18 protein-coding genes are annotated in these 18,658 nt (G+C 28.6%); 9 read left to right on the top strand and 9 right to left on the bottom strand.

The window, feature by feature from the left end; translation table 11 throughout:
* Nucleotides 1–18: 18 nt before the first annotated feature.
* The 4 genes from BLO14_RS01045 to ylqF all read right to left on the bottom strand — a co-directional run bounded on the left by BLO14_RS01045 (nt 19) and on the right by ylqF (nt 3,585).
* The gene (locus BLO14_RS01045; RefSeq protein ID WP_091971880.1) at nt 19–810 is read right to left on the bottom strand and encodes an ABC transporter permease; all 792 of its coding nucleotides are present in this window, start codon (nt 808–810) and stop codon (nt 19–21) included.
* Nucleotides 811–813: 3 nt separating this feature from the next.
* A complete protein-coding gene (locus tag BLO14_RS01040; protein WP_091972284.1) occupies nt 814–1,617 on the bottom strand; it encodes an ABC transporter permease in 804 nt (267 codons plus the stop codon).
* Between the two features lie 5 nt (nt 1,618–1,622).
* Entirely contained in the window at nt 1,623–2,666 is a 1,044-nt protein-coding gene (locus tag BLO14_RS01035) for an ABC transporter ATP-binding protein (protein ID WP_091971878.1), read from the bottom strand.
* Between the two features lie 79 nt (nt 2,667–2,745).
* Complete coding sequence (gene ylqF, locus BLO14_RS01030; protein ID WP_091971876.1) at nt 2,746–3,585, bottom strand: ribosome biogenesis GTPase YlqF; 840 nt, start codon at nt 3,583–3,585, stop codon at nt 2,746–2,748.
* A 169-nt stretch (nt 3,586–3,754) separates the two neighbouring features.
* Between ylqF and BLO14_RS01025 the strand changes: the two genes are divergently transcribed.
* On the top strand, nt 3,755–4,459 hold the full coding sequence (locus tag BLO14_RS01025) for an N-acetylmannosamine-6-phosphate 2-epimerase (RefSeq protein ID WP_091971874.1): 705 nt from the start codon (nt 3,755–3,757) through the stop codon (nt 4,457–4,459).
* A gap of 44 nt (nt 4,460–4,503) precedes the next feature.
* Nucleotides 4,504–6,048, top strand: a complete 1,545-nt coding sequence (locus BLO14_RS01020) for a maltose/glucose-specific PTS transporter subunit IIC (protein WP_091971872.1) — start codon at nt 4,504–4,506, stop codon at nt 6,046–6,048.
* Nucleotides 6,049–6,078: 30 nt separating this feature from the next.
* On the opposite strand, the gene BLO14_RS01015 is transcribed toward BLO14_RS01020, so the two are convergent.
* The 3 genes from BLO14_RS01015 to BLO14_RS01005 all read right to left on the bottom strand — a co-directional run bounded on the left by BLO14_RS01015 (nt 6,079) and on the right by BLO14_RS01005 (nt 9,405).
* Entirely contained in the window at nt 6,079–7,059 is a 981-nt protein-coding gene (locus BLO14_RS01015) for an alpha/beta hydrolase (RefSeq protein WP_091971870.1), read from the bottom strand.
* Nucleotides 7,056–7,583: an oxidative stress transcriptional regulator BosR gene (gene bosR / locus BLO14_RS01010; RefSeq protein WP_091971868.1), complete on the bottom strand. Its 528-nt coding sequence runs from the start codon at nt 7,581–7,583 to the stop codon at nt 7,056–7,058. Before bosR ends, BLO14_RS01015 begins: the two co-directional genes overlap by 4 nt.
* A 136-nt stretch (nt 7,584–7,719) precedes the next feature.
* Entirely contained in the window at nt 7,720–9,405 is a 1,686-nt protein-coding gene (locus BLO14_RS01005; RefSeq protein WP_091971866.1) for a histidine kinase, read from the bottom strand.
* Between the two features lie 190 nt (nt 9,406–9,595).
* Between BLO14_RS01005 and groL the strand changes: the two genes are divergently transcribed.
* The 6 genes from groL (at nt 9,596) to BLO14_RS00975 (ending at nt 15,803) form a co-directional block, all read left to right on the top strand.
* On the top strand, nt 9,596–11,233 hold the full coding sequence (gene groL / locus BLO14_RS01000; protein WP_091971864.1) for a chaperonin GroEL: 1,638 nt from the start codon (nt 9,596–9,598) through the stop codon (nt 11,231–11,233).
* A 66-nt stretch (nt 11,234–11,299) separates the two neighbouring features.
* Nucleotides 11,300–11,596, top strand: a complete 297-nt coding sequence (locus BLO14_RS00995) for a hypothetical protein (protein WP_091971862.1) — start codon at nt 11,300–11,302, stop codon at nt 11,594–11,596.
* Nucleotides 11,589–11,924 (top strand): preprotein translocase subunit YajC, encoded by a 336-nt coding sequence (gene yajC, locus BLO14_RS00990; RefSeq protein ID WP_091971860.1) that lies wholly within the window; start codon nt 11,589–11,591, stop codon nt 11,922–11,924. Before BLO14_RS00995 ends, yajC begins: the two co-directional genes overlap by 8 nt.
* Before the next feature lie 65 nt (nt 11,925–11,989).
* Nucleotides 11,990–13,750: a protein translocase subunit SecD gene (gene secD / locus BLO14_RS00985; RefSeq protein WP_091971858.1), complete on the top strand. Its 1,761-nt coding sequence runs from the start codon at nt 11,990–11,992 to the stop codon at nt 13,748–13,750.
* Nucleotides 13,734–14,633, top strand: coding sequence for a protein translocase subunit SecF (gene secF / locus BLO14_RS00980; RefSeq protein ID WP_091971856.1), 900 nt, complete (start codon nt 13,734–13,736; stop codon nt 14,631–14,633). Before secD ends, secF begins: the two co-directional genes overlap by 17 nt.
* Before the next feature lie 27 nt (nt 14,634–14,660).
* A complete protein-coding gene (locus BLO14_RS00975) occupies nt 14,661–15,803 on the top strand; it encodes a hypothetical protein (RefSeq protein WP_091971854.1) in 1,143 nt (380 codons plus the stop codon).
* Here the strand turns inward: BLO14_RS00975 and BLO14_RS00970 are convergent.
* Nucleotides 15,800–16,630, bottom strand: a complete 831-nt coding sequence (locus BLO14_RS00970) for a DnaJ domain-containing protein (protein ID WP_091971852.1) — start codon at nt 16,628–16,630, stop codon at nt 15,800–15,802. The genes BLO14_RS00975 and BLO14_RS00970 overlap by 4 nt on opposite strands.
* 107 nt (nt 16,631–16,737) lie before the next feature.
* On the opposite strand from BLO14_RS00970, the gene psgB reads away from it, so the two are divergent.
* The gene (gene psgB, locus BLO14_RS00965; protein ID WP_091971850.1) at nt 16,738–17,871 is read left to right on the top strand and encodes a HemN-related non-iron pseudo-SAM protein PsgB; all 1,134 of its coding nucleotides are present in this window, start codon (nt 16,738–16,740) and stop codon (nt 17,869–17,871) included.
* Here the strand turns inward: psgB and rpiA are convergent.
* Nucleotides 17,858–18,544: a ribose 5-phosphate isomerase A gene (gene rpiA, locus BLO14_RS00960; RefSeq protein WP_091972282.1), complete on the bottom strand. Its 687-nt coding sequence runs from the start codon at nt 18,542–18,544 to the stop codon at nt 17,858–17,860. The two genes, psgB and rpiA, sit on opposite strands and share 14 nt — an antisense overlap.
* Nucleotides 18,545–18,658 lie beyond the last annotated feature (114 nt).

Below are 18,658 nucleotides of genomic sequence, written 5' to 3'. Positions count from 1 at the left end.
AGTACCCCTTTTTTTGTTTTAAAGCTCAGCATCTGTTGTTAATTTTTTAATTCCTATAAATTTATTAATAATAAACAAAAGGCTTAATATTGTAAAAAACAATATAGCAGAAATAGCATTTATTACGGGTTTAATGCCCCTTTTTGTTAGCGAGTTTATTAGAATAGCTAAATTATTAAATCCTTGTCCAGTAGTGAAAAATGATATCAAAAAATCATCTATTGATAACGTAAAGGCAATAAGAGCTCCAGTTGCTATATTCCCGACGATTTCTGGATAAATTATATTGAAGAATATCTGAATTTCTGAGGCTCCAAGATCCTTGGCGGCATCAATAATATTATTGGGAAGAGAATATAGTTTGGGCAAAATTATTATTACTACGTACGGTGTTGAAAAAATTATATGTGATATTAGCATTGTAGAAAATCCCAATTGCATTTTTATTGCGGAATAAAATGTCATTAAGCTTATTCCCGTTACGATGTCTGGATTAATTATTGTTATTTTATTTGCTGACAATAGTATTGTTTTTAATTTTTTGTTTTCTGATTTGTAGATTGCGTAAGCACCAATAATTCCAATAACAACAGATGTTAAAGATGAGATTGTAGCTATTAAAATGGTATTAAATATTGCTGATTTGATTTGCCTTGAGGAAAAAATTTCTTTATACCATTTTAGACTAAATCCTTGCCATATAAATCCACTATCACCAGAGTTAAAGGAATAAATTATTAAGATTATTATTGGGAGGTAAATAAAGCTGAGTATTAGAAATAAGAAAATGTTTTTAAAAGTCCTAAACATACTTTACTCCCCATTATTTTTTTGCATTAATTTTATTATTATTAAATTAAAAATTAATATTACTAACATTAAAATAAATGAAATCGCAGCTCCAGTATTCCAGTCTTCTACGAAAAGAAATTGTTTGCTTATTAGGTTTCCTATCAAAATTTGTTTAGAGCCTCCTAGCAAATCTGAAATGACAAATACTGTGATTGAAGGAATAAATACCATAATTATTCCTGTTGCCAGGTAAGAGAGTGTTAAGGGTATTTTTATATAAATTAGTGTTTGCCATATTCTTGCTCCAAGATCTTGTGCTGCTTCAATATATTCTGATTTGATTTTTAAAAATCCTGTATATATTGGCAAGATCATGAAAGGCAAAAAATTATATACCATGCCTATTGTAACAGCTTGTTCATTGTAAAGAAGATCTAAATTTCCAATTCCAATTTTTTCAAATAAGTTGTTGATAAGTCCGTTTTTTCCAAGTATTCTCATCCACGCGTAAGTTCTAAGCAATGTATTTATCCACATGGGAAGTATTATCATTATTATTAATTTGTTTTGAGCACTTTTTTTTGATAATGAAATTAGCCAGGCAGCGGGATAGCCTATTAAAATGCAAAAAATTGTTGCTATTGTTGCTAGTTTCAGGCTTCTTGAAAAGATACTAAGATAACTTGGGTTTAAAAGTCTAATAAAATTATGAATTGTAAATTCATGTTTTTCATTTAAAAATCCCAGCAATATGATTATTAGTAAAGGAAGTATGCTAAATGTTAATAAGAATATAGAGTACATAATTAATATCAATTTTTTCACAATCATTATTCCTTATGCATAACATGAATATCATCAGGTTCTAAAAATATGTCAACCTCTTCTCCAACTTTTGTAAGTCTTGTGCTTTGAACTATCCAATTTGTTTTTTGAATTTCTAGAGTCATTTCATAATGAACCCCTTGAAAAATTGCAGATATTATAGTTCCGCTTAGATGTCCTTTTCCTTTTGGGAGTAGTTTTATATCTTCTGGGCGTATTACAAGGTCAACTGATTCTTCAGCTTCAAATCCTTTGTCAAGGCATTCAAATTCATGGCCGAGCAAACTTACAACCAGCTCTTTTTTGTATGTTCCATCAAAAATATTACTTTCTCCAATAAAATCGGCTACGAATTTTGTTTTAGGTTCATTGTAAATTTCTTCAGGTGTTCCTACTTGTAGAATTATTCCCTCATTCATTACAACAATTCTGTCGCTCATTGTCAATGCTTCCTCTTGGTCATGAGTGACGTATATGAATGTGATTCCAAGTTGGCGCTGTATTTTTTTTAATTCTTTTTGCATCTCTTGTCGCATCTTTAAATCAAGAGCAGAAAGTGGTTCATCTAGTAATAAAAGCTTAGGTTCCATTACCATTGCTCTTGCTATTGCAACTCTTTGTTTTTGTCCCCCCGATAGTTCGTTAATATTTCTGTATGCATATTTTGGCATTCCTATTAACGAAAGAGATGTTTTTACTTTTTCTTTTATTATATCTTTTGGTGTTTTTTTCATTCTAAGCCCAAATGAAATATTGTCAAAAACATTCATATGTGGGAAAAGTGCATAATTTTGAAATACAGTATTAATTTCTCTTTCATTCGGACTAATTTTAGATATTTCTTTAGAAAAGAAATAAATTTCTCCATTTTTTTGATTTAAAAAACCACCCAATATTTTTATTAATGTTGTTTTTCCACATCCAGATGGGCCTAATAATGTAATAAACTCATTTTTTTTAATTTTTAAATTTATGTTATCTAAAGTTTTGTTTCCATTGTTATCATAATAATGACTTAAATTTTTAATCTCTAGGATACAATTATCCAACTAATTCCAACCTCCTTATGGCTGTATTTAATACAAATCAAGATTATACTTAATATTATTGTTTATGTAAATGCCTTTTTTAAAAGGCATTATAATTCTTGTCAAGAATTATTTTCCCAAATTTGCCTTCTCTGAATTCTTTAATTAGTATTTTTGATGCTTTCTCAAGGTTGAGTTCATTTTTTTTATGGATTAATTTTCTTGCTTTTGCAAAATTTTGTAGAATATCAAGTGAATTTTTATGATATATTTCGTATTTTTTTAGTAAAATATTTTTATTATTTTGGTCCATTATTTCAAGTAAATATAATGCAAGATCTATATTGTCTACTATTTCATTTTTGATTATATCCAATATTGCAAGTTTTTTTGCAATTGATTGGTCTGCTAGGTTATGCCATAAAATTCCCGGCATATCAAAAAGATTGATTTCTTCAGTTATTTTTACTATTTGTATATTTTTAGTATATCCAGGTTTGTTAGCAACTTTTGCGCTTTTTTTACCAGATAATAGATTTATTATTGAAGATTTTCCAACATTCGGGACCCCAATAATTAAAACCTTTATTTTTTCTTTATAATTTTTTATCTTTTTAACAATGACCAATTTTTTAATACTATCTAATATTTGCTTACGCATTCCTTTTTTGTAAATATTGCTTATTATTACAGTATTGCCAAGATTTTCAAAATATATTTTCCATTTTATAATTTCAGTTACTTGAGCAATATCAGATTTGTGCAAAAGAATTATTTTGGTTTGATTTTTAATAATTTTTTCAGTTAATGGATTTTTACTACTAAATGGAGCTCTAGCATCAAGTATTTCTAGCACAATATTGGTTTTTTTTAAATTATGCTTTATCAGATCTAAGGCTCTTTTCATGTGGCCAGGAAACCAGTTTATTTTATTTATCATGCTTAAATTATAGCTTAGTGTGTATTGAATAATAAATTATTTTTGTTTTTATGTTGTTAATTTGTGTTATATGTTAATTTTCTTTAAAAGAATTGTTTTTTTTAAAGAAAAAATATAATCTGTATTTAAGTTTTTGTATTTGTTTAAAAAAATAAATTTTATAGGAGGTTTGATTATTGTTGCAAAAATTAAAAGAGGGTTAATAGTATCTTGTCAGGCTCTTGAGAGCGAGCCTTTACACAGTAGTTTTATTATGTCTAAGATGGCTTTATCGGCTAAAATAGGTGGAGCTGTTGGAATAAGAGCCAACGGAGTTAATGATATTGCTCAGATTAAGTTGGAAGTTGATTTACCAATAATAGGTATTATTAAAAAAAAATATAATAATTGTGATGTGTTTATTACTCCCACCATGAAAGAGATCGATGAGCTTTGTGATGAAGGAGTAGATGTAATTGCCCTTGATGCCACTTTTAGGAATAGACCTAATGGCGCATTACTTGATGATTTTTTTGAAAATATTAAAAAGAAATATCCAAAACAGTGTTTGATGGCAGATATTTCTTCTTTAGATGAAGCTATTAATGCCGATAAATTGGGATTTGATTTTATTGGAACAACTTTGTATGGCTATACAAAAAGTACTAATGGTATGGATATTGCAGATAATGATTTTAATTTTTTAAAAACCTTGATTAATGCTAATTTGAAAGCTACTTTAATAGTGGAAGGAAAAATAGATACCCCTTTAAAGGCTCAAAAGTGTTTCGAAATGGGAGTTGATTTAGTAGTTGTGGGAGGAGCTATTACAAGACCTGTTGAGATTACTAAAAAATTTGTAGAGAAAATAAATCGGGTTAAAAGAGAATTTTAAACATTATAAGGTTAATTTATTGTTTATTTTAGGAGGTTTTTATTATGTTAAAGGCTTTTGAACGAGCTCAAAAATTTGGACGTTCTTTAATGCTTCCCATTTCTATTTTACCAGCAGCGGGATTGCTTTTGGGGATTGGTGGCTCTCTTTCTAATCCAGAAACTGTTAAGTCGTATGCTTTTTTGGATATTTTTTTCTTGCAATCAGTTTTCAAGATAATGAGTGTATCCGGTTCTATTATTTTTTCGAATTTAGCTCCAATATTTGCTATTGGGGTTGCTGTTGGACTTGCCAAGTCTGATAAAGGTACATCTGGAATTGCAGCATTTATTGGTTATCTTGTTATGAATGCTACTATTGGGGTTTTAATTGATGTATCAGGGAAATCAGAGTCTTTCTCTAGTGGTTCTGTGGGATTGATTCTTGGAATTAAGACTTTAGAAACCGGGGTTTTTGGCGGAATTATAGTTGGTATTCTGACCTATTATCTTCATTCTAGGTTTAACAAAGTAAATTTGCCCAAGGTTCTTGGATTTTTTTCGGGATCTAGATTTGTGCCGATTATTGTTTCTTTTTCTAGTATTTTTCTTGCTGTAATTATGTTTATTTTTTGGCCATTTGTACAAAATGGAATTAATAAGGTAGGAGGTCTGGTAGATTCAACAGGTTATATCGGAACGCTTATTTATGGAATTTTTTTAAGGATGCTTGGCCCTTTTGGTCTTCATCATATGTTTTATTTGCCATTTTGGACAACAGGCCTTGGGGGATCTGTTATTGTTGATGGAAAGTTGATTGAAGGGACTCAGAATATTTTTTTTGCAGAACTTGCTACTCAAGGTACGGATAAATTTTTTATTGGAACTAGTCGTTTTATGAGTGGGCGATTTATTACCATGATGTTTGGTTTGCCTGGAGTTGCGCTTGCGCTATATTACACAGCAAAGCATGACGAGAGGGTAAAAGTTTTTGGTCTTTTGATATCTTCGGCCTTAACATCATTTTTAACAGGCATAACAGAGCCCCTTGAATTTTCTTTTCTTTTTGTAGCTCCCATTCTTTATGTTGTTCATGCTATATTTGATGGATTTGCTTTCATGCTAGCGCACATTTTTCAAATTACAATAGGTCAAACGTTTTCTGGAGGGTTTATTGATTTTATTCTTTTTGGCATTTTGCAGGGAAATTCAAGAACTAATTGGATTTTGGTGCCAGTTATAGGTATTGTTTGGTTTTTTATTTATTACTTTACTTTTGTATTTTTAATAAATAAGTTTGATTTTAAAACCCCTGGTAGAGCACAAGATTTAAATTCTGGAGATTCTTCAAATTTTAAGAGTAGTGAATTTGAAGAAAATTATGCTTCTAAGGTTATTGTTGGACTTGGAGGTGCTTCAAATATTGTTGAGCTTGATTGTTGTGCGACTAGGCTAAGAATTACAGTAAAAGATGCTCTTAAAGTTTCTGAAAAAATTTTAAAAAAAACGGGTTCTAAAGGAATAATTATTAAAGGTAATGGGGTCCAAGTAGTTTATGGATCAGGTGTTAGTGTTCTTAAGAACGAAATAGAAGAATTGCTAAATGATTGATTTTTTTAATAAGTAATAGCCTCAAGGCTATTACTTATTTGTCTTGTTTATGAAGTCAACTGCATACTTCGTGAAGTATGATGTGTTTTGTGCGCTTTTGTAGCTTTGGTTTCCAATAGGTACGTGTGCATGTGAATTTTCAAGAAGGATAATGGGAATATCTTTTTTTTCACCCCCATAATTTTTTATGAATTCGTTTATTTTTATTGGGTCTACTGTATGATCATTAGGTGTGTGGGTTATTATTAAAGGTGTTTTGATTTCATCGAAATTATATGAATTTAATAATTTGACAAGGCCCATCATTGCAATAATTGCGTCTACATGTTGTACTTTTGAAGAGTAGCTTTTGATAGTCATGTGCTCTTTTCTTTTATTTTCTTTTGTTTCGAATTTATTGTAACCGCCCGTTATAAGATACGCAATTTGTCGTCCCCAGGGATAGTAAACAATATTTGTTCTCTTGTCGTAAGGAAATACATTAGGAGAAATCAATGCTACTGAGTTTATTTCATCTGGATAGTTTGCTAAAGCCCAGATGCAGGCAGCACCCCCATTAGAGGTGCCAATTAATATTAATTTGTCACCTATTAGTTTGCCAATTTTAATAGCTTCATCAATGTCTCTTAGCCAATCTTGGGTAGTTATCCCTCGAAATGCATTTTTATTGTCAATTCCGTGTCCTTTTAATCTTGTAAAAAAAAGATTTGCATTGAGTGCTTTTGCAATATTATTTGGAACCGGATAAATTTCATTTTTTGATGCTCCAAATCCATGAATGTATACTACAGAATATTTTGTTTTTTGTGCCTCTTTATACCAAATTACTTCTTTTTTTGTATTTCCTTCTAAACTGAATTGTAATTCTTCTTTTAATAAGTAATTGTCAATTTCTTTAATGTTTTTGGGAATTGCTTTTTTTGAAAATTCATTTTTAAATTTTATCCTTGGACTAACTAGTATTAAGAGTAATAAGAATATAATTATAAAAATGATATTCTTTATATTCATACAGTAATTCCCTTGCTATCTAGGGCATCGTTGTTATTATGAGCATCTTTTTTGTAACAATTATTGCAATGTCCTGAGTAGATTATTTCAATAGATTTTGTTTCCCAGTTTTCTCCAAGCTTGTCTTTCAAAATATCTTTAATGTCGTCAAGTTGGATAGGATGAACTTGATTGCATTTATTGCATTTAAAGTGAGCTATTGTGGAAGCTAAGCTTAGATAAAACTTTGTTTCTTTTTGATCAGTAGTTTTTATGTCTTTTAGTATGTTTCTTTCTTTTAGAATGTTTAATGTATTATATACTGTTGCCTTTGATAGGCTTGGAATTTCTTTTATAAGTTTGTTATAAACTTCTTTTGCTGTAAAGTATTCTTTTGGGTTTGACGCTATGTAGAGTATTATTCTGTTTCTTGAATGAGATGCTTTCATTCCTAATTCTGATGTTAAGTTTTTCAGCAATACAGGATCATTTGTAATGCCAACTTTTTCCAATGCGGAGTGGACGTCTATTATGTTATCATTCATATTATTATACCTTTTTTGTTTAAATTAAAGATTAAATACTTTTTATGTTCTTCTTAGGATAATTTTATACCCAGTTATTAATATTTTACTACTTATTATTTATTTATTTTCATATTTTTTTATATTTCATATTTTTTTATATTTCATATTTTTTTATATTAGTATAAAAAATTAAATTTTTTATTTTTGAATTTAGTTTTATTTTGTTATCAAAATTATTATTTAATGGCAGTATCATTAAATTTAGTGTTTGAGAGTAATTTGTTACGTCTTGGATTTTGACTGTGTTGTAAGAGCCCCCTATGTTTAAAATTAACCATTTTTTAGAATTTATTTTTTCAATTTTATAATTAATTGTATGTATGATTTGTTTTTCAACATTTAAAAAGCTTATAAAAAAATTACTGTTTTTGTCGTTTCCTTTAGATATCAAAAATTCTGTACCGTTAATGTAACCTTTGGGATTGTTTTTAGTTATTATTATTTTTTCATAAGTATCAAGATCGCTGTATTTTGCTGTTATTTTTAAATTAGTGCCTTTTGCAATTTCAAAAATAGGTATTTCAAGGGCTGAATATTCAAGAAGATAATCAGGATTGCATTTTTTTAATGTTTTTTTATCTAGATTGATTTTAGAAGGCCATTGTATTTTAATGGATACAAAGAAGCTAGAGATAGTCTCATCTACAAAAAAATCAATTGTTGATTTTTTTGTAGAGTTAAAAGCTAAATATTGTTTTATTCCTAAAATTTTTTCATTTGAGAAAGAAAATGAGCTTTCAATAGATGCTTCTCTTATTAATTCTTTTTTCGACAAAACTTTGAGATAGGTTCTAGATGTGTTTAGAAATTCTACTTTTTTGTCTTTAAATTTTATTTTATTTAATTTTCCATTTTCGAATTTGATATTGTATTGATCGTGAGATAGTGTGAAATTTCCTTCCATATTGTATTCCAAGTTTTTAGCTGCAATTGATTCTGAATTTTTGACAATTTCTTCTTGGTGTTTGTTTATTAAAAATTCTCTTAAGCTTTTTTCATTGATTTGATAATCTTTAAGCCTTTTATTTTGAAAATTTATTATTGGCTCCTGCTCTTTAAGGGAGTTGAATTTTGGAATTTCTAGTAGTTCGGTAGTAAGTTTTGATCCTTCTAGATTTTGTATCTTGATGCTGTGTAAGTTATTTTCCAAGGCTTTTAAATAAAGTAAAAAATTTTTTAATTCTTGATTATCATAAGTTTCTTTGATTTCATAAAAATAAATAAGAGTTTCTACGTTGCTTTTTGGAGAATCTATTTTTTGGACTTCATATAAATATTGACAGTTATTTTTATAAAAAATTAAGTAAGTTTTTTTATTTTTGCTCTGCCTTATTCCCTCTGTGTAATTGAAATTAAGTTTTCTGTAAAGTTCAGTCACTTTTTTTCTAAACTTTTCTATGTTGTATATATAAAGCATAATAGGTGTATTTTGAAATATGTCTTTGTATCCACTTTTGAATGGATTTTTTAATGCCCAATATAAATCTAAATGTATTTCATCGTGTAGCATATATTCATGAGGGCTTCCGCTGTAAGTTCCAGGCATATATATATCTTTATTGGTTTTAAATCTTTCAAATAGCCATTTATTTAATTCTTCATGTTCTCTTAAAATTTCAAAAAAGTATATTGGAAATGTCCAATGTATTTTGTAAGCTATCCGTTTGTGTTCAATCAAATATTTTATATTTGATATTATTGATAACAGGTTATCTTCTGAAAATTTAGTTATTGAAATTATAATAATGTAAGTTTTTGATTTTTTTAGTTTTCTAAACATAAATTCTTTGTCTTTATGATATAAAGATTAGCCAATATTTACATTATATAATAAAAATTTGTGTTAGTTTCGTATATTTTGTATTTTTTGATATATGAAAGCAATACGCTATAGCGAATGTATTAAGTTTATGTTAATCTTATAGTGTTAAATATAAATTATTTTATGTATAAAAAGGGGTAAAATTTTTATGGCTAAAGACATATATTTTAATGAAGATGCTAGAAAAAGCTTACTTAGTGGCGTTGAAAAATTATCCAATGCTGTAAAAGTAACTCTTGGGCCAAAAGGGAGAAATGTTCTTATTGATAAAAAGTTCGGTTCTCCAACGGTTACAAAGGATGGGGTTAGCGTTGCTCGCGAGATTGAGCTTGAAAATTCGTTTGAAAACATGGGAGCGCAGCTTTTAAAGGAAGTTGCTATTAAAACAAATGATGTTGCCGGCGATGGAACAACAACTGCCACTGTTCTTGCTTATGCTATTGCAAGAGAAGGCCTTAAGAATGTGTCTTCAGGAATTAATCCTATTGGAATAAAAAAAGGAATAGATCATGCTGTAAATTTGGCTGCTGAGAAAATTCGTCAGTCTGCAAAGAAAATTACAACAAAAGAAGAGATTGCGCAAGTAGCTTCAATTTCTGCTAATAATGACAGTTATATAGGCGAAAAAATTGCCGAAGCAATGGATAAAGTTGGAAAAGATGGGGTTATAACAGTTGAAGAGTCAAAAACTTTTGATACTACAATTTCTTATGTTGAGGGCATGCAATTTGACAGAGGATATCTTTCTCCTTATTTTTCCACCAATAAAGAGAATATGAGTGTTAGTTTTGATGATGCTTTCATATTAATATATGAAAAGAAGATTAGTTCTATTAAAGAGCTTTTACCAGTTCTTGAGAAAGTTTTAGGGACAAATAAGCCTTTATTGATTATTGCTGAGGATATTGAAGGGGATGCTCTTGCTGCTCTTGTTTTAAATAGTGTTAGAGGAGCTTTAAAGGTTTGTGCAATTAAATCTCCTGGTTTTGGTGATAGACGAAAGGCCATGCTTGAAGATATTGCAGTGCTTACTGGCGGGGTTTTAATTAGTGAGGAACTAGGTCTTACTCTTGAGACAGTTGAGATTGAACAACTTGGACAAGCTAAAACCATTAAGGTTGATAAAGACAATACTACTATTATTAATACCGGTAATAAAGAGCAAATAAAGGAACGCTCAGAGCTTATTAAAAAACAAATTGAAGATTCAACATCTGAATATGATAAAGAAAAGCTTCAAGAGCGTCTTGCAAAGCTTGTTGGTGGAGTTGCTGTTATTAATGTGGGAGCTGTTACTGAAGTAGAGCTTAAGGAGAAAAAGCATAGAGTTGAAGATGCTCTTTCTGCAACTCGAGCTGCTGTTGAAGAAGGTGTTGTGCCTGGTGGTGGATCAACCCTTATTGAAGTTGCTATGTATTTGGATACAATAGATACAAGCAAATTAAGTTATGAGGAAAAGCAAGGTTTTGAAATTGTAAAAAGAAGTCTTGAAGAACCAATGAGACAGATTATTTCAAATGCTGGTTTTGAAGGATCTATTTATATCCATCAAATTAAAACTGAAAAAAAAGGACTCGGTTTTGATGCTTCCAGTTTTAAGTGGGTAAATATGATTGAGAGTGGAATAATTGATCCTGCTAAGGTTACAAGAAGTGCGCTTCAAAATGCTGCTTCAATTGCTGGACTTTTATTAACAACAGAATGTGCAATCACTGATATTAAAGAAGATAAAAATGCTTCTGGCGGTGGTGGTTATCCTATGGACCCAGGAATGGGAATGATGTAAATTAAGGTTTCACCGGTGAACTTATGTTTTTACCGGTGAAATATTTTATTATTCAAAGGAATTATTTTGAGTGAGGATGAATTTGTTTTTTGTATAGGTTATGATGGTTCAAAAGCAATAGTAGATAGGCAGCTTTTAAGAGAAAACAAAGGTAAAAGCGTTAAGGAGCTTTTTGAACTTGGACTTTATAGAAGTGCCTTTAGTAAAGCTCTTTATAGAAATGACGATTCTCTTATTAATTATTTAATTGAAGAGTATAATAAAATAAGTAATTCTAATTATACCAAAAAAGACGACTTTAAGCTTTTGTTTGGAGTTGTTTATCCCAGCGATATTAATAAGATAAAAGTGACATATATATAGTAAAGGAGGTTTTGTGTTTTTATTGCAAGAATTTAACGGCAGTAGTAGCTTTTTTCGAAGTTTGTTAGTTTTTGTGCCTGTTATTGCTATATTTTGGTTTTTAGTGATATCTCCTCAGCGTAAGGAAGAAAAGAATAAAAAAGAAATGATAAAAAATCTAAAAAAAGGCGATAAGGTATTAACAATAGGTGGAATTTTTGGAGTTGTGAAAAAACTAGGTGATACGGATGTTATTTTAGAATTAAGTCCAAATATCGAAGCAGTATTTGTAAAAAATTCTATTGATAAAGTTGTGTCTGAAAAAAGTGAAGTTAAAAAGGTATTATAATTTAAGGTAAAATTAGAACTGGTAGCTAATAATGATATTTGTTAAAAATTTTAAGGATTTGTATAATGAAAAAAGGATCTAAGCTTGTATTGATATTGTTGGTGACGTTTTTTGCGTGTCTTTTGATATTTCCGACTTTAAAATGGTATTTTTTAATGAGTGTTGAGGATAAAAAAATAAGCTCATATTCACAAGAGGCTTTAAGGGATTATTCAAAGAAAAAAGCTTTGGATGATTTTGTTAAGCTTAAGGAGTTGTATCATAAAGATCCTAATAGTAGTATTCCGCCTAGTCTTTCTTATTTAATTCCAATAGCAAAAAATAATTATAAGTCTTCAATGAGAGTTCCGCCGAATCTTTTTACTGCTAAGTCTTTGCGTGAAGGATTTTTGACTGATTCGGATATGGGAGAAGTAAGTTTAGAAATTTATAGACATTATGAGAACATAAAGAATAGTAAAAGCAGAATAATACATCTTGGACTTGATTTGTCTGGGGGGATGAGCGTTACTATTTCTCTTGATTATTCAAGTATTGAAAAAAAATTAGGTCGTTCTTTGACCTTTGCTGAGAAAGAAGATGCTATTTATCGTATAATGCAAATTCTTAAAGATAGAGTAGATAAGTTTGGTCTTACAGAACCCAAAATTGCAAGAGAGGCTGGGGGAAATAAAATTTTCTTAGATATTCCTGGAGAAAAAGATGAGAGTAGGGTAAATACTCTTTTGAGTGGGAAAGGTAATTTGACTTTTTATGTAGTTGATGACGAATCTACATCTCTTTTGCATAAAAAGATATTAGAAGCGGGCTCTCTTTTTTCTATTTCCGAAATTCAGACAAGTATGAACCTACCAGATAGTAAGCAAATTTTTCCTTGGTATGTTAAAGATTCTTATGGGGTAGATGATGAGTCATCGGTTCGTTATTATGTAGTTGATGCAAGTCCTGAAAATTCATTTGATGGTGCTCACATTAAAGATGCTGGAGTCTCTAATGATCCTAGAACAGGTCGAGATATTGTTGCTTTTAACCTTGATGTTGATGGAAGTGAAAAATTTTTTAAATTTACTCAAAAAAATGTTGGAAAGTCTTTGGCCGTTGTTATGGAAGGTAAAATTAAGTCTGTGGCAGGAATTGGATATGCTATTACTGGTGGCAATGTTTCAATTCAAGGCGATTCTTTTGATAAAAAAGAAGCCTTAGATCTTGCTTTAGTGTTTAAAACCGCAGCTTTTCCAGTTGATATTAAAATAGATGATTTGAGAATAATAGGCCCTACTCTTGGTGCTAGGACTATTGAGCTTGGTATTAAAGCTTCTGTGCTTGCTCTTTGTTTAGTTTTTTTGTTTATGTGCGTTTATTATGGTTTGAGCGGTTTTGTAGCCGGATTTTCACTTGTTATTTATAATGTATTTTTAATTTTAGCAATATTGTCGGCTTTTAATTTTACTTTAACTTTAACGAGTATTGCAGGTCTTATTTTGACAATGGGCATGGCTGTGGACATAAATATAGTTATTTATGAGAGAATTAAAGAAGAAATCAGAGAAGGCAGAAAGTTTGAAAATGCTTTTGAAGATGGTTTTAAAAAAGCATTTTTATCTATTATGGATGCAAATATAACGACATTTATTGCGGTACTTTTTTTAACTCTTCTTGGGACGGGAGTTATTCAAGGTTTTGCATGGTCTCTTTCTGTTGGAATTGTGTCATCTCTTTTTAGTAGTTTGATTTTTTCAAGATTTATTTTGGAATTTATCATGTCTGTTAGAAAAAACAAATTTGTAAGTATATCTTGGAGTTCAAAATATGCAAAAAGTAATTAATTTTTCAAAATATGGAAGCAATGTTTTAATTGTTAGTGTTGTTTTGATTTTGATTGGACTTATTTATACTTTTTTTTATCACGGTGGATACAATTGGGGAATAGATTTTTCTTCTAGAGTTAATATTAATCTTTCAATAGAAAAATCAGATATTAAAGAAAATGAAATTAAAAGGATGTTCTCTCCGATTTATAAAGCTTTAGATGTTAAAAACATTTTCTCACCTAATGAGAATAAAAGCGAATTTTCTATTGTAGTAAAGTCAGATATTATTGATTATGCTTTTAAAACAGAAGTTCAAAAAACAATAATAGATGAACTTAAAAAAACATTTGATGCTAATGTTGAAGTTTTGGATTCTTATTTTATTGATTCAAGTTTTTCTTCTACTTTGAGAATTAAGTCAATATTTTTGGTATTAGGAACATTTACCCTGATTTTGATTTATATAACTTTAAGATTTAAATTAAGTTATGCTATTGCTTCCATACTTTCAACATTTCATGATATATTTTTTATAGTTGCTTTTTTAGGGGCATTTAGAATAGAGATTAATAGTTATATTATTGTGGCAATATTAACCATTATTGGATATTCTTTAAACGACACAATAATTATTTTTGATAGGATCAGAGATAATGTTAAACGATTAACTGATAATACATTTTTAAATATATTGAATATAAGCATTAGTCAAACTTTATCAAGAACTGTTTTGACGTCAGTTACTACATTTGTTGCAGTATTTTCTATTTTTGTGTTTACCGAAGGACCTATAAAGGATTTTTCTTTGGTATTTATGGTAGGAGTAATTGTTGGAACTTATTCTTCTATCTTTATAGCGTCTCCAATACTTTTAAATCTGTATAAAAAGATAAAGTAGATCTTTTGAATAAGATGATATTATGGCATGAAGTTTTTTGATTTTGGTTCATTAGGATTTTATAGATTTTTTGATTTTCAAAAATATCTTAATTTTAGTATTTTTAGGTATAGTTTAATAAATTATTATTCTTATCGAGAGCAGTCAAGCCTTATTAACGATGCTAATTTGCTCAAAGATAAACTTGTGTTTTTAGATAAGCTTTATAAGGATTTTAATCCCAACATCAGTAAATCTTGGGATGCCAATAAAGCTATTTTTTTAGATACTTTGCTTATTATTAAAAATTTGATAAGGAAATATCATCCCAATTCAGAATTTTTAGACATTCAAGAAGATGAATTATTAGAAGATATTTCCTATTTTAATAGATTTTTAGATAAACTTAAATATTTAAATTTTAGAGTAGATCTTAAACAAAAAATTGAAAATTTTGAAAAAAAGAGTAAAGCTCCATTTTCTTGCATAAGAATTGCTACATTTTTTATTCAAGAAGAATTTTTAGTTCGACTTAGTAATTCGTTGGATTTTTTCTCCAATGAGGCTAATAGTAATAATTTAGATGTAATTAATAAAGAAATTAATGATTATTATGAAAAAGTAGAGCAAATTAAAAAAAGCAATAATATTAAAGAAACTCATAAAAAATTTATTATAGATCATACAAAAGATAGAATTGATAAAATAATGAAAGATCATAGTCTTGACATTTCTAAACTGCTTATAAAAATTGCTTTGCTTGAGATTACAATTCAATGTTTTGATAGCTATTATTTGAATTTATTGGAAATTTTACAAATTCTTTTATCTATTAATAATATAATTGAGATCGGTTTAAACGAATTGCCCGATGCTATTTTTAATGAGTGGAATGAGCTTATTTATTTGCGAAGAAAAGATTTTCAAAAATTTGTTTTAATCTCCGATTATGTTTTCCAAAAAAGGATAGTATCTACTATAAATTCTGGAAATTGGAAATTTGCCTTTTTCACTCTTGCTCCCCGACAAGGGGATGTTTTTCAATTTTCAGTGGATATTGTTAAGAATTTTGATAATATTGAAGATGGAATCAAAGAATATGAGTCTAAAATAAATAAATTTAATGAATATAAATCGGGTTGGGAGGCTAATTTGAAAAACTTTGGACATTTATTTTCAGAAACACTTTAACTATATATCTCTTTTAATCTTTCGTAAATAGTTTTTACTTCGTTATTTATTATTTTGGGAATTTTTACCATCAAGGTGACTTTAAGAGCCCCTTTTGAACCGCTTCCAATTACGGGCATTCCTAGTCCTTTTAAGTTTAGGATTTCTCCATTTTTTGCATCCGAAGGAATTTTAAGTTTGATTTTTTTCCCCTCAATTGTTTCAAATAGTTTTTCGCAACCTAGAGCCATTTCCCATGGATAAACTTCTATTGTTGTTTCTAAGGTTTTTCCATTTAATTTAAAATTTTTATAGCTTGATATATTAAATTTGACTATTAAGCTTTCTTTTATTTTAGAAATTGGATTAATAGGACCTTTGTCGTTTATTTTTATTTTAGTTGTTTCTAATGTTCCTTTTGGAATTATTATCTCGATTTTTTTGTTGTTTATAAGTATTATTTTTTTACTTCCCATATAAGCATCATAAAGTGAAATATTTACAGTTATTTCTTTGTCTGCTGGTTTTCTTGAAGATCCACTAAAGATTCTGGAAAAAAAATCTAGATCTTCAAAATTACTAAATCTTGAGCTGTTAAATTCTCTTTCAAAATGGTCTTTGTTGACATTAAAATTGGTGCTACCCAAAGCATCGTAATTTCTTTTTTTATCAGGAGAAGATAAAATTTCATAAGCTTCATTTATTTCTTTAAACTTTTCTTCAGCTATTTTGTTTCCTTTGTTTTTGTCCGGGTGATATTTTATTGCCAATTTTTTGTAAGCTTTTTTAATTTCTTCATTGTTAGCATTTTTTTGTATTCCGAGTATATTATAGTAGTCTTTGGTCATTAAAAAATCTCCTTCAAATCTCCCTTATTTATTATATTTTTTAATAAGTTTTAATATTTGTACTTTATATATGTTATAATTAAATTTAAATTTTGAAAAGACCAATTATGAGAGTAGATCTTTTACCTCTTGTTGAGTTAAGTCTTTATATTAATATTTCATTTTGTTGTAAAGATTTTAGCATTTTTAGTAGAGTTTTAGAGGAATTGAAATATCACTTAACTTTGTTAGGTAATCCAATCATAAAAACACTTTACATTAAGCATGTAGATTTTTGTTTATGTAGGCAGGATAATTTAAAATTTATTTTTACTTCTTTGTCCAAATATATTAATTGGGCTTTATTAGAAGAATTTACTTTGGAAATTATTCCTGGTTATATTGACTTTGAAAAATTAAAACTTTTGGATGAATTTTGTATTACTCGAATTAATCTTAGTGTTCAAAGTTTTTTTTTAAAATTTAGAAAGGTTATGGGGATATCCGAAATTTATTATGAAAAAATGAATATTCTAATTAACAATATTAGAAAGTTTCCTTTTGATTTAAATATTGATATGACTATCAATATGCCTTTTCAAAAAAAATCTGATCTCAAGCGAGACTTGAAAGAATTGCTTTCATATATGCCTGAGCATATTTGTTTTAATGATTTTATATGTGAAGAGGAAGGATTTAGCTTGAGAGATTTTGATAACAACATTGATTCAGAAAAGCTTTGGTTTTGTGCTCTAGAGTGTTTAGAATCTAATGGATACATTAATTATGAAATTACCAATTTTGTGTTAAAGGGTCATGAGAGTAAGCATAATAAGCTAAATTGGGAGTTAAAGCCATATTTAGGATTGGGATTGGGTGCTGTAAGCTTGCTTTTCTGTAATGACAAGAATAATAATGTAAAAGCTTTGATTATAAAAGATATTGGTTTTGTTAAGGCAAATAATCACTTGGCAACGTTTGAATTGCTAGAGGATTTAGAGTTTTTTATTTATCATTTTATTCAAGGACTCGGGACTATTCAAGGTGTTAACTTACGATCTCTTAGGCTTAGATTTGAGTATAATGAAAAACAATTTTTTCAGTTTATTAACTATTGCTCAACTTTAAGTAAAAAGTTTGTTTTTGATAATAATACTATGTTATTAAAAGGGCGTGAAAGGTTTAAGTTGGATTTTTATTTAGTAAAAATTATAAATTATTTTAATGATAACCTTTTTAAGGTGAAGTTTAGGCTTCCTTGATTTGTTTGTTTTGGTAATAAACTATTTTTGTGTTTTTGTGATTGAATATTCCAATCTCAAGTATGCCTGGAAATAGTTTGAAGTATTTTTCTGTTCCTTCGGGATTTTCTACGTTCATTTTTACATCCAAAATATAATTATTGTTATCAGTTACAATGGGGCCTTTTTTTTCGTTACAAATTCTCAAGGTTGCATCTAAATTCATTTCTTCAAGTCTAGTCATAATGAATCCAACAGCATTTTGAGCAACTTCTATGGGAATAGGCATTTTTGTTCCCAATTTTTTTACAATTTTTGTTTCATCTGCTATTATTAGCAATGTTTCTGAGTTGTAAGCTATTACTTTCTCCATTAGATGTGCTCCTCCCATTCCTTTTATCAAGCTTTTTTTTTCTAATAGAATTTCATCAGCGCCATCAATTGCAATGTCTATATTTTTGTTAAGTTTTGAAAAATTTGATTCATAAGGAATTTGTTCTTTTGAGAGTAAATATTTTGTATCGCTACTTGTTGCATATAATTTTAAATTTTTTAAGTTGCCTGATTTTAGCTTTTCACTCAAATGTTTTATTGCATAATAAATAGTTGTACCCGTTCCGATTCCAAGGTTCATATTGCTTTTGATGTAGCGATCAATTGCATATTTTGCTACCAAATTTTTTTGATTTTCCATAATTTTTGTTCCTTGCTTGAATGAATTAAAAGCTTGATGCATTTTAAAGTATATCATTATTTAATTAAGATTGAAATCTTGACTAGATTTTATGCTAATTTATAATTATTAATA

Origin of the sequence: Borreliella japonica, from assembly GCF_900099615.1 — a bacterium.
GTDB classification, from domain to species: Bacteria; Spirochaetota; Spirochaetia; order Borreliales; family Borreliaceae; genus Borreliella; species Borreliella japonica.
The sequence above is the reverse complement of the archived record's forward strand: the minus strand, read 5'-3'. Positions and strand labels throughout refer to the sequence as shown.

What these genes read in the sequence shown, in the direction of transcription:
- secF (WP_091971856.1), top strand. Translation starts at nt 13,734, where the DNA reads ATGCAAAAAGTAATTAATTTTTCAAAATATGGAAGCAATGTTTTAATT.
- rpiA (WP_091972282.1), bottom strand. Translation starts at nt 18,544, where the DNA reads ATGGAAAATCAAAAAAATTTGGTAGCAAAATATGCAATTGATCGCTAC.
- ylqF (WP_091971876.1), bottom strand. Translation starts at nt 3,585, where the DNA reads ATGATAAATAAAATAAACTGGTTTCCTGGCCACATGAAAAGAGCCTTA.
- psgB (WP_091971850.1), top strand. Translation starts at nt 16,738, where the DNA reads ATGAGAGTAGATCTTTTACCTCTTGTTGAGTTAAGTCTTTATATTAAT.
- BLO14_RS01015 (WP_091971870.1), bottom strand. Translation starts at nt 7,059, where the DNA reads ATGAATATAAAGAATATCATTTTTATAATTATATTCTTATTACTCTTA.
- BLO14_RS01005 (WP_091971866.1), bottom strand. Translation starts at nt 9,405, where the DNA reads ATGTTTAGAAAACTAAAAAAATCAAAAACTTACATTATTATAATTTCA.
- BLO14_RS00970 (WP_091971852.1), bottom strand. Translation starts at nt 16,630, where the DNA reads ATGACCAAAGACTACTATAATATACTCGGAATACAAAAAAATGCTAAC.
- BLO14_RS01020 (WP_091971872.1), top strand. Translation starts at nt 4,504, where the DNA reads ATGTTAAAGGCTTTTGAACGAGCTCAAAAATTTGGACGTTCTTTAATG.
- secD (WP_091971858.1), top strand. Translation starts at nt 11,990, where the DNA reads ATGAAAAAAGGATCTAAGCTTGTATTGATATTGTTGGTGACGTTTTTT.
- BLO14_RS00975 (WP_091971854.1), top strand. Translation starts at nt 14,661, where the DNA reads ATGAAGTTTTTTGATTTTGGTTCATTAGGATTTTATAGATTTTTTGAT.
- BLO14_RS01045 (WP_091971880.1), bottom strand. Translation starts at nt 810, where the DNA reads ATGTTTAGGACTTTTAAAAACATTTTCTTATTTCTAATACTCAGCTTT.
- bosR (WP_091971868.1), bottom strand. Translation starts at nt 7,583, where the DNA reads ATGAATGATAACATAATAGACGTCCACTCCGCATTGGAAAAAGTTGGC.
- groL (WP_091971864.1), top strand. Translation starts at nt 9,596, where the DNA reads ATGGCTAAAGACATATATTTTAATGAAGATGCTAGAAAAAGCTTACTT.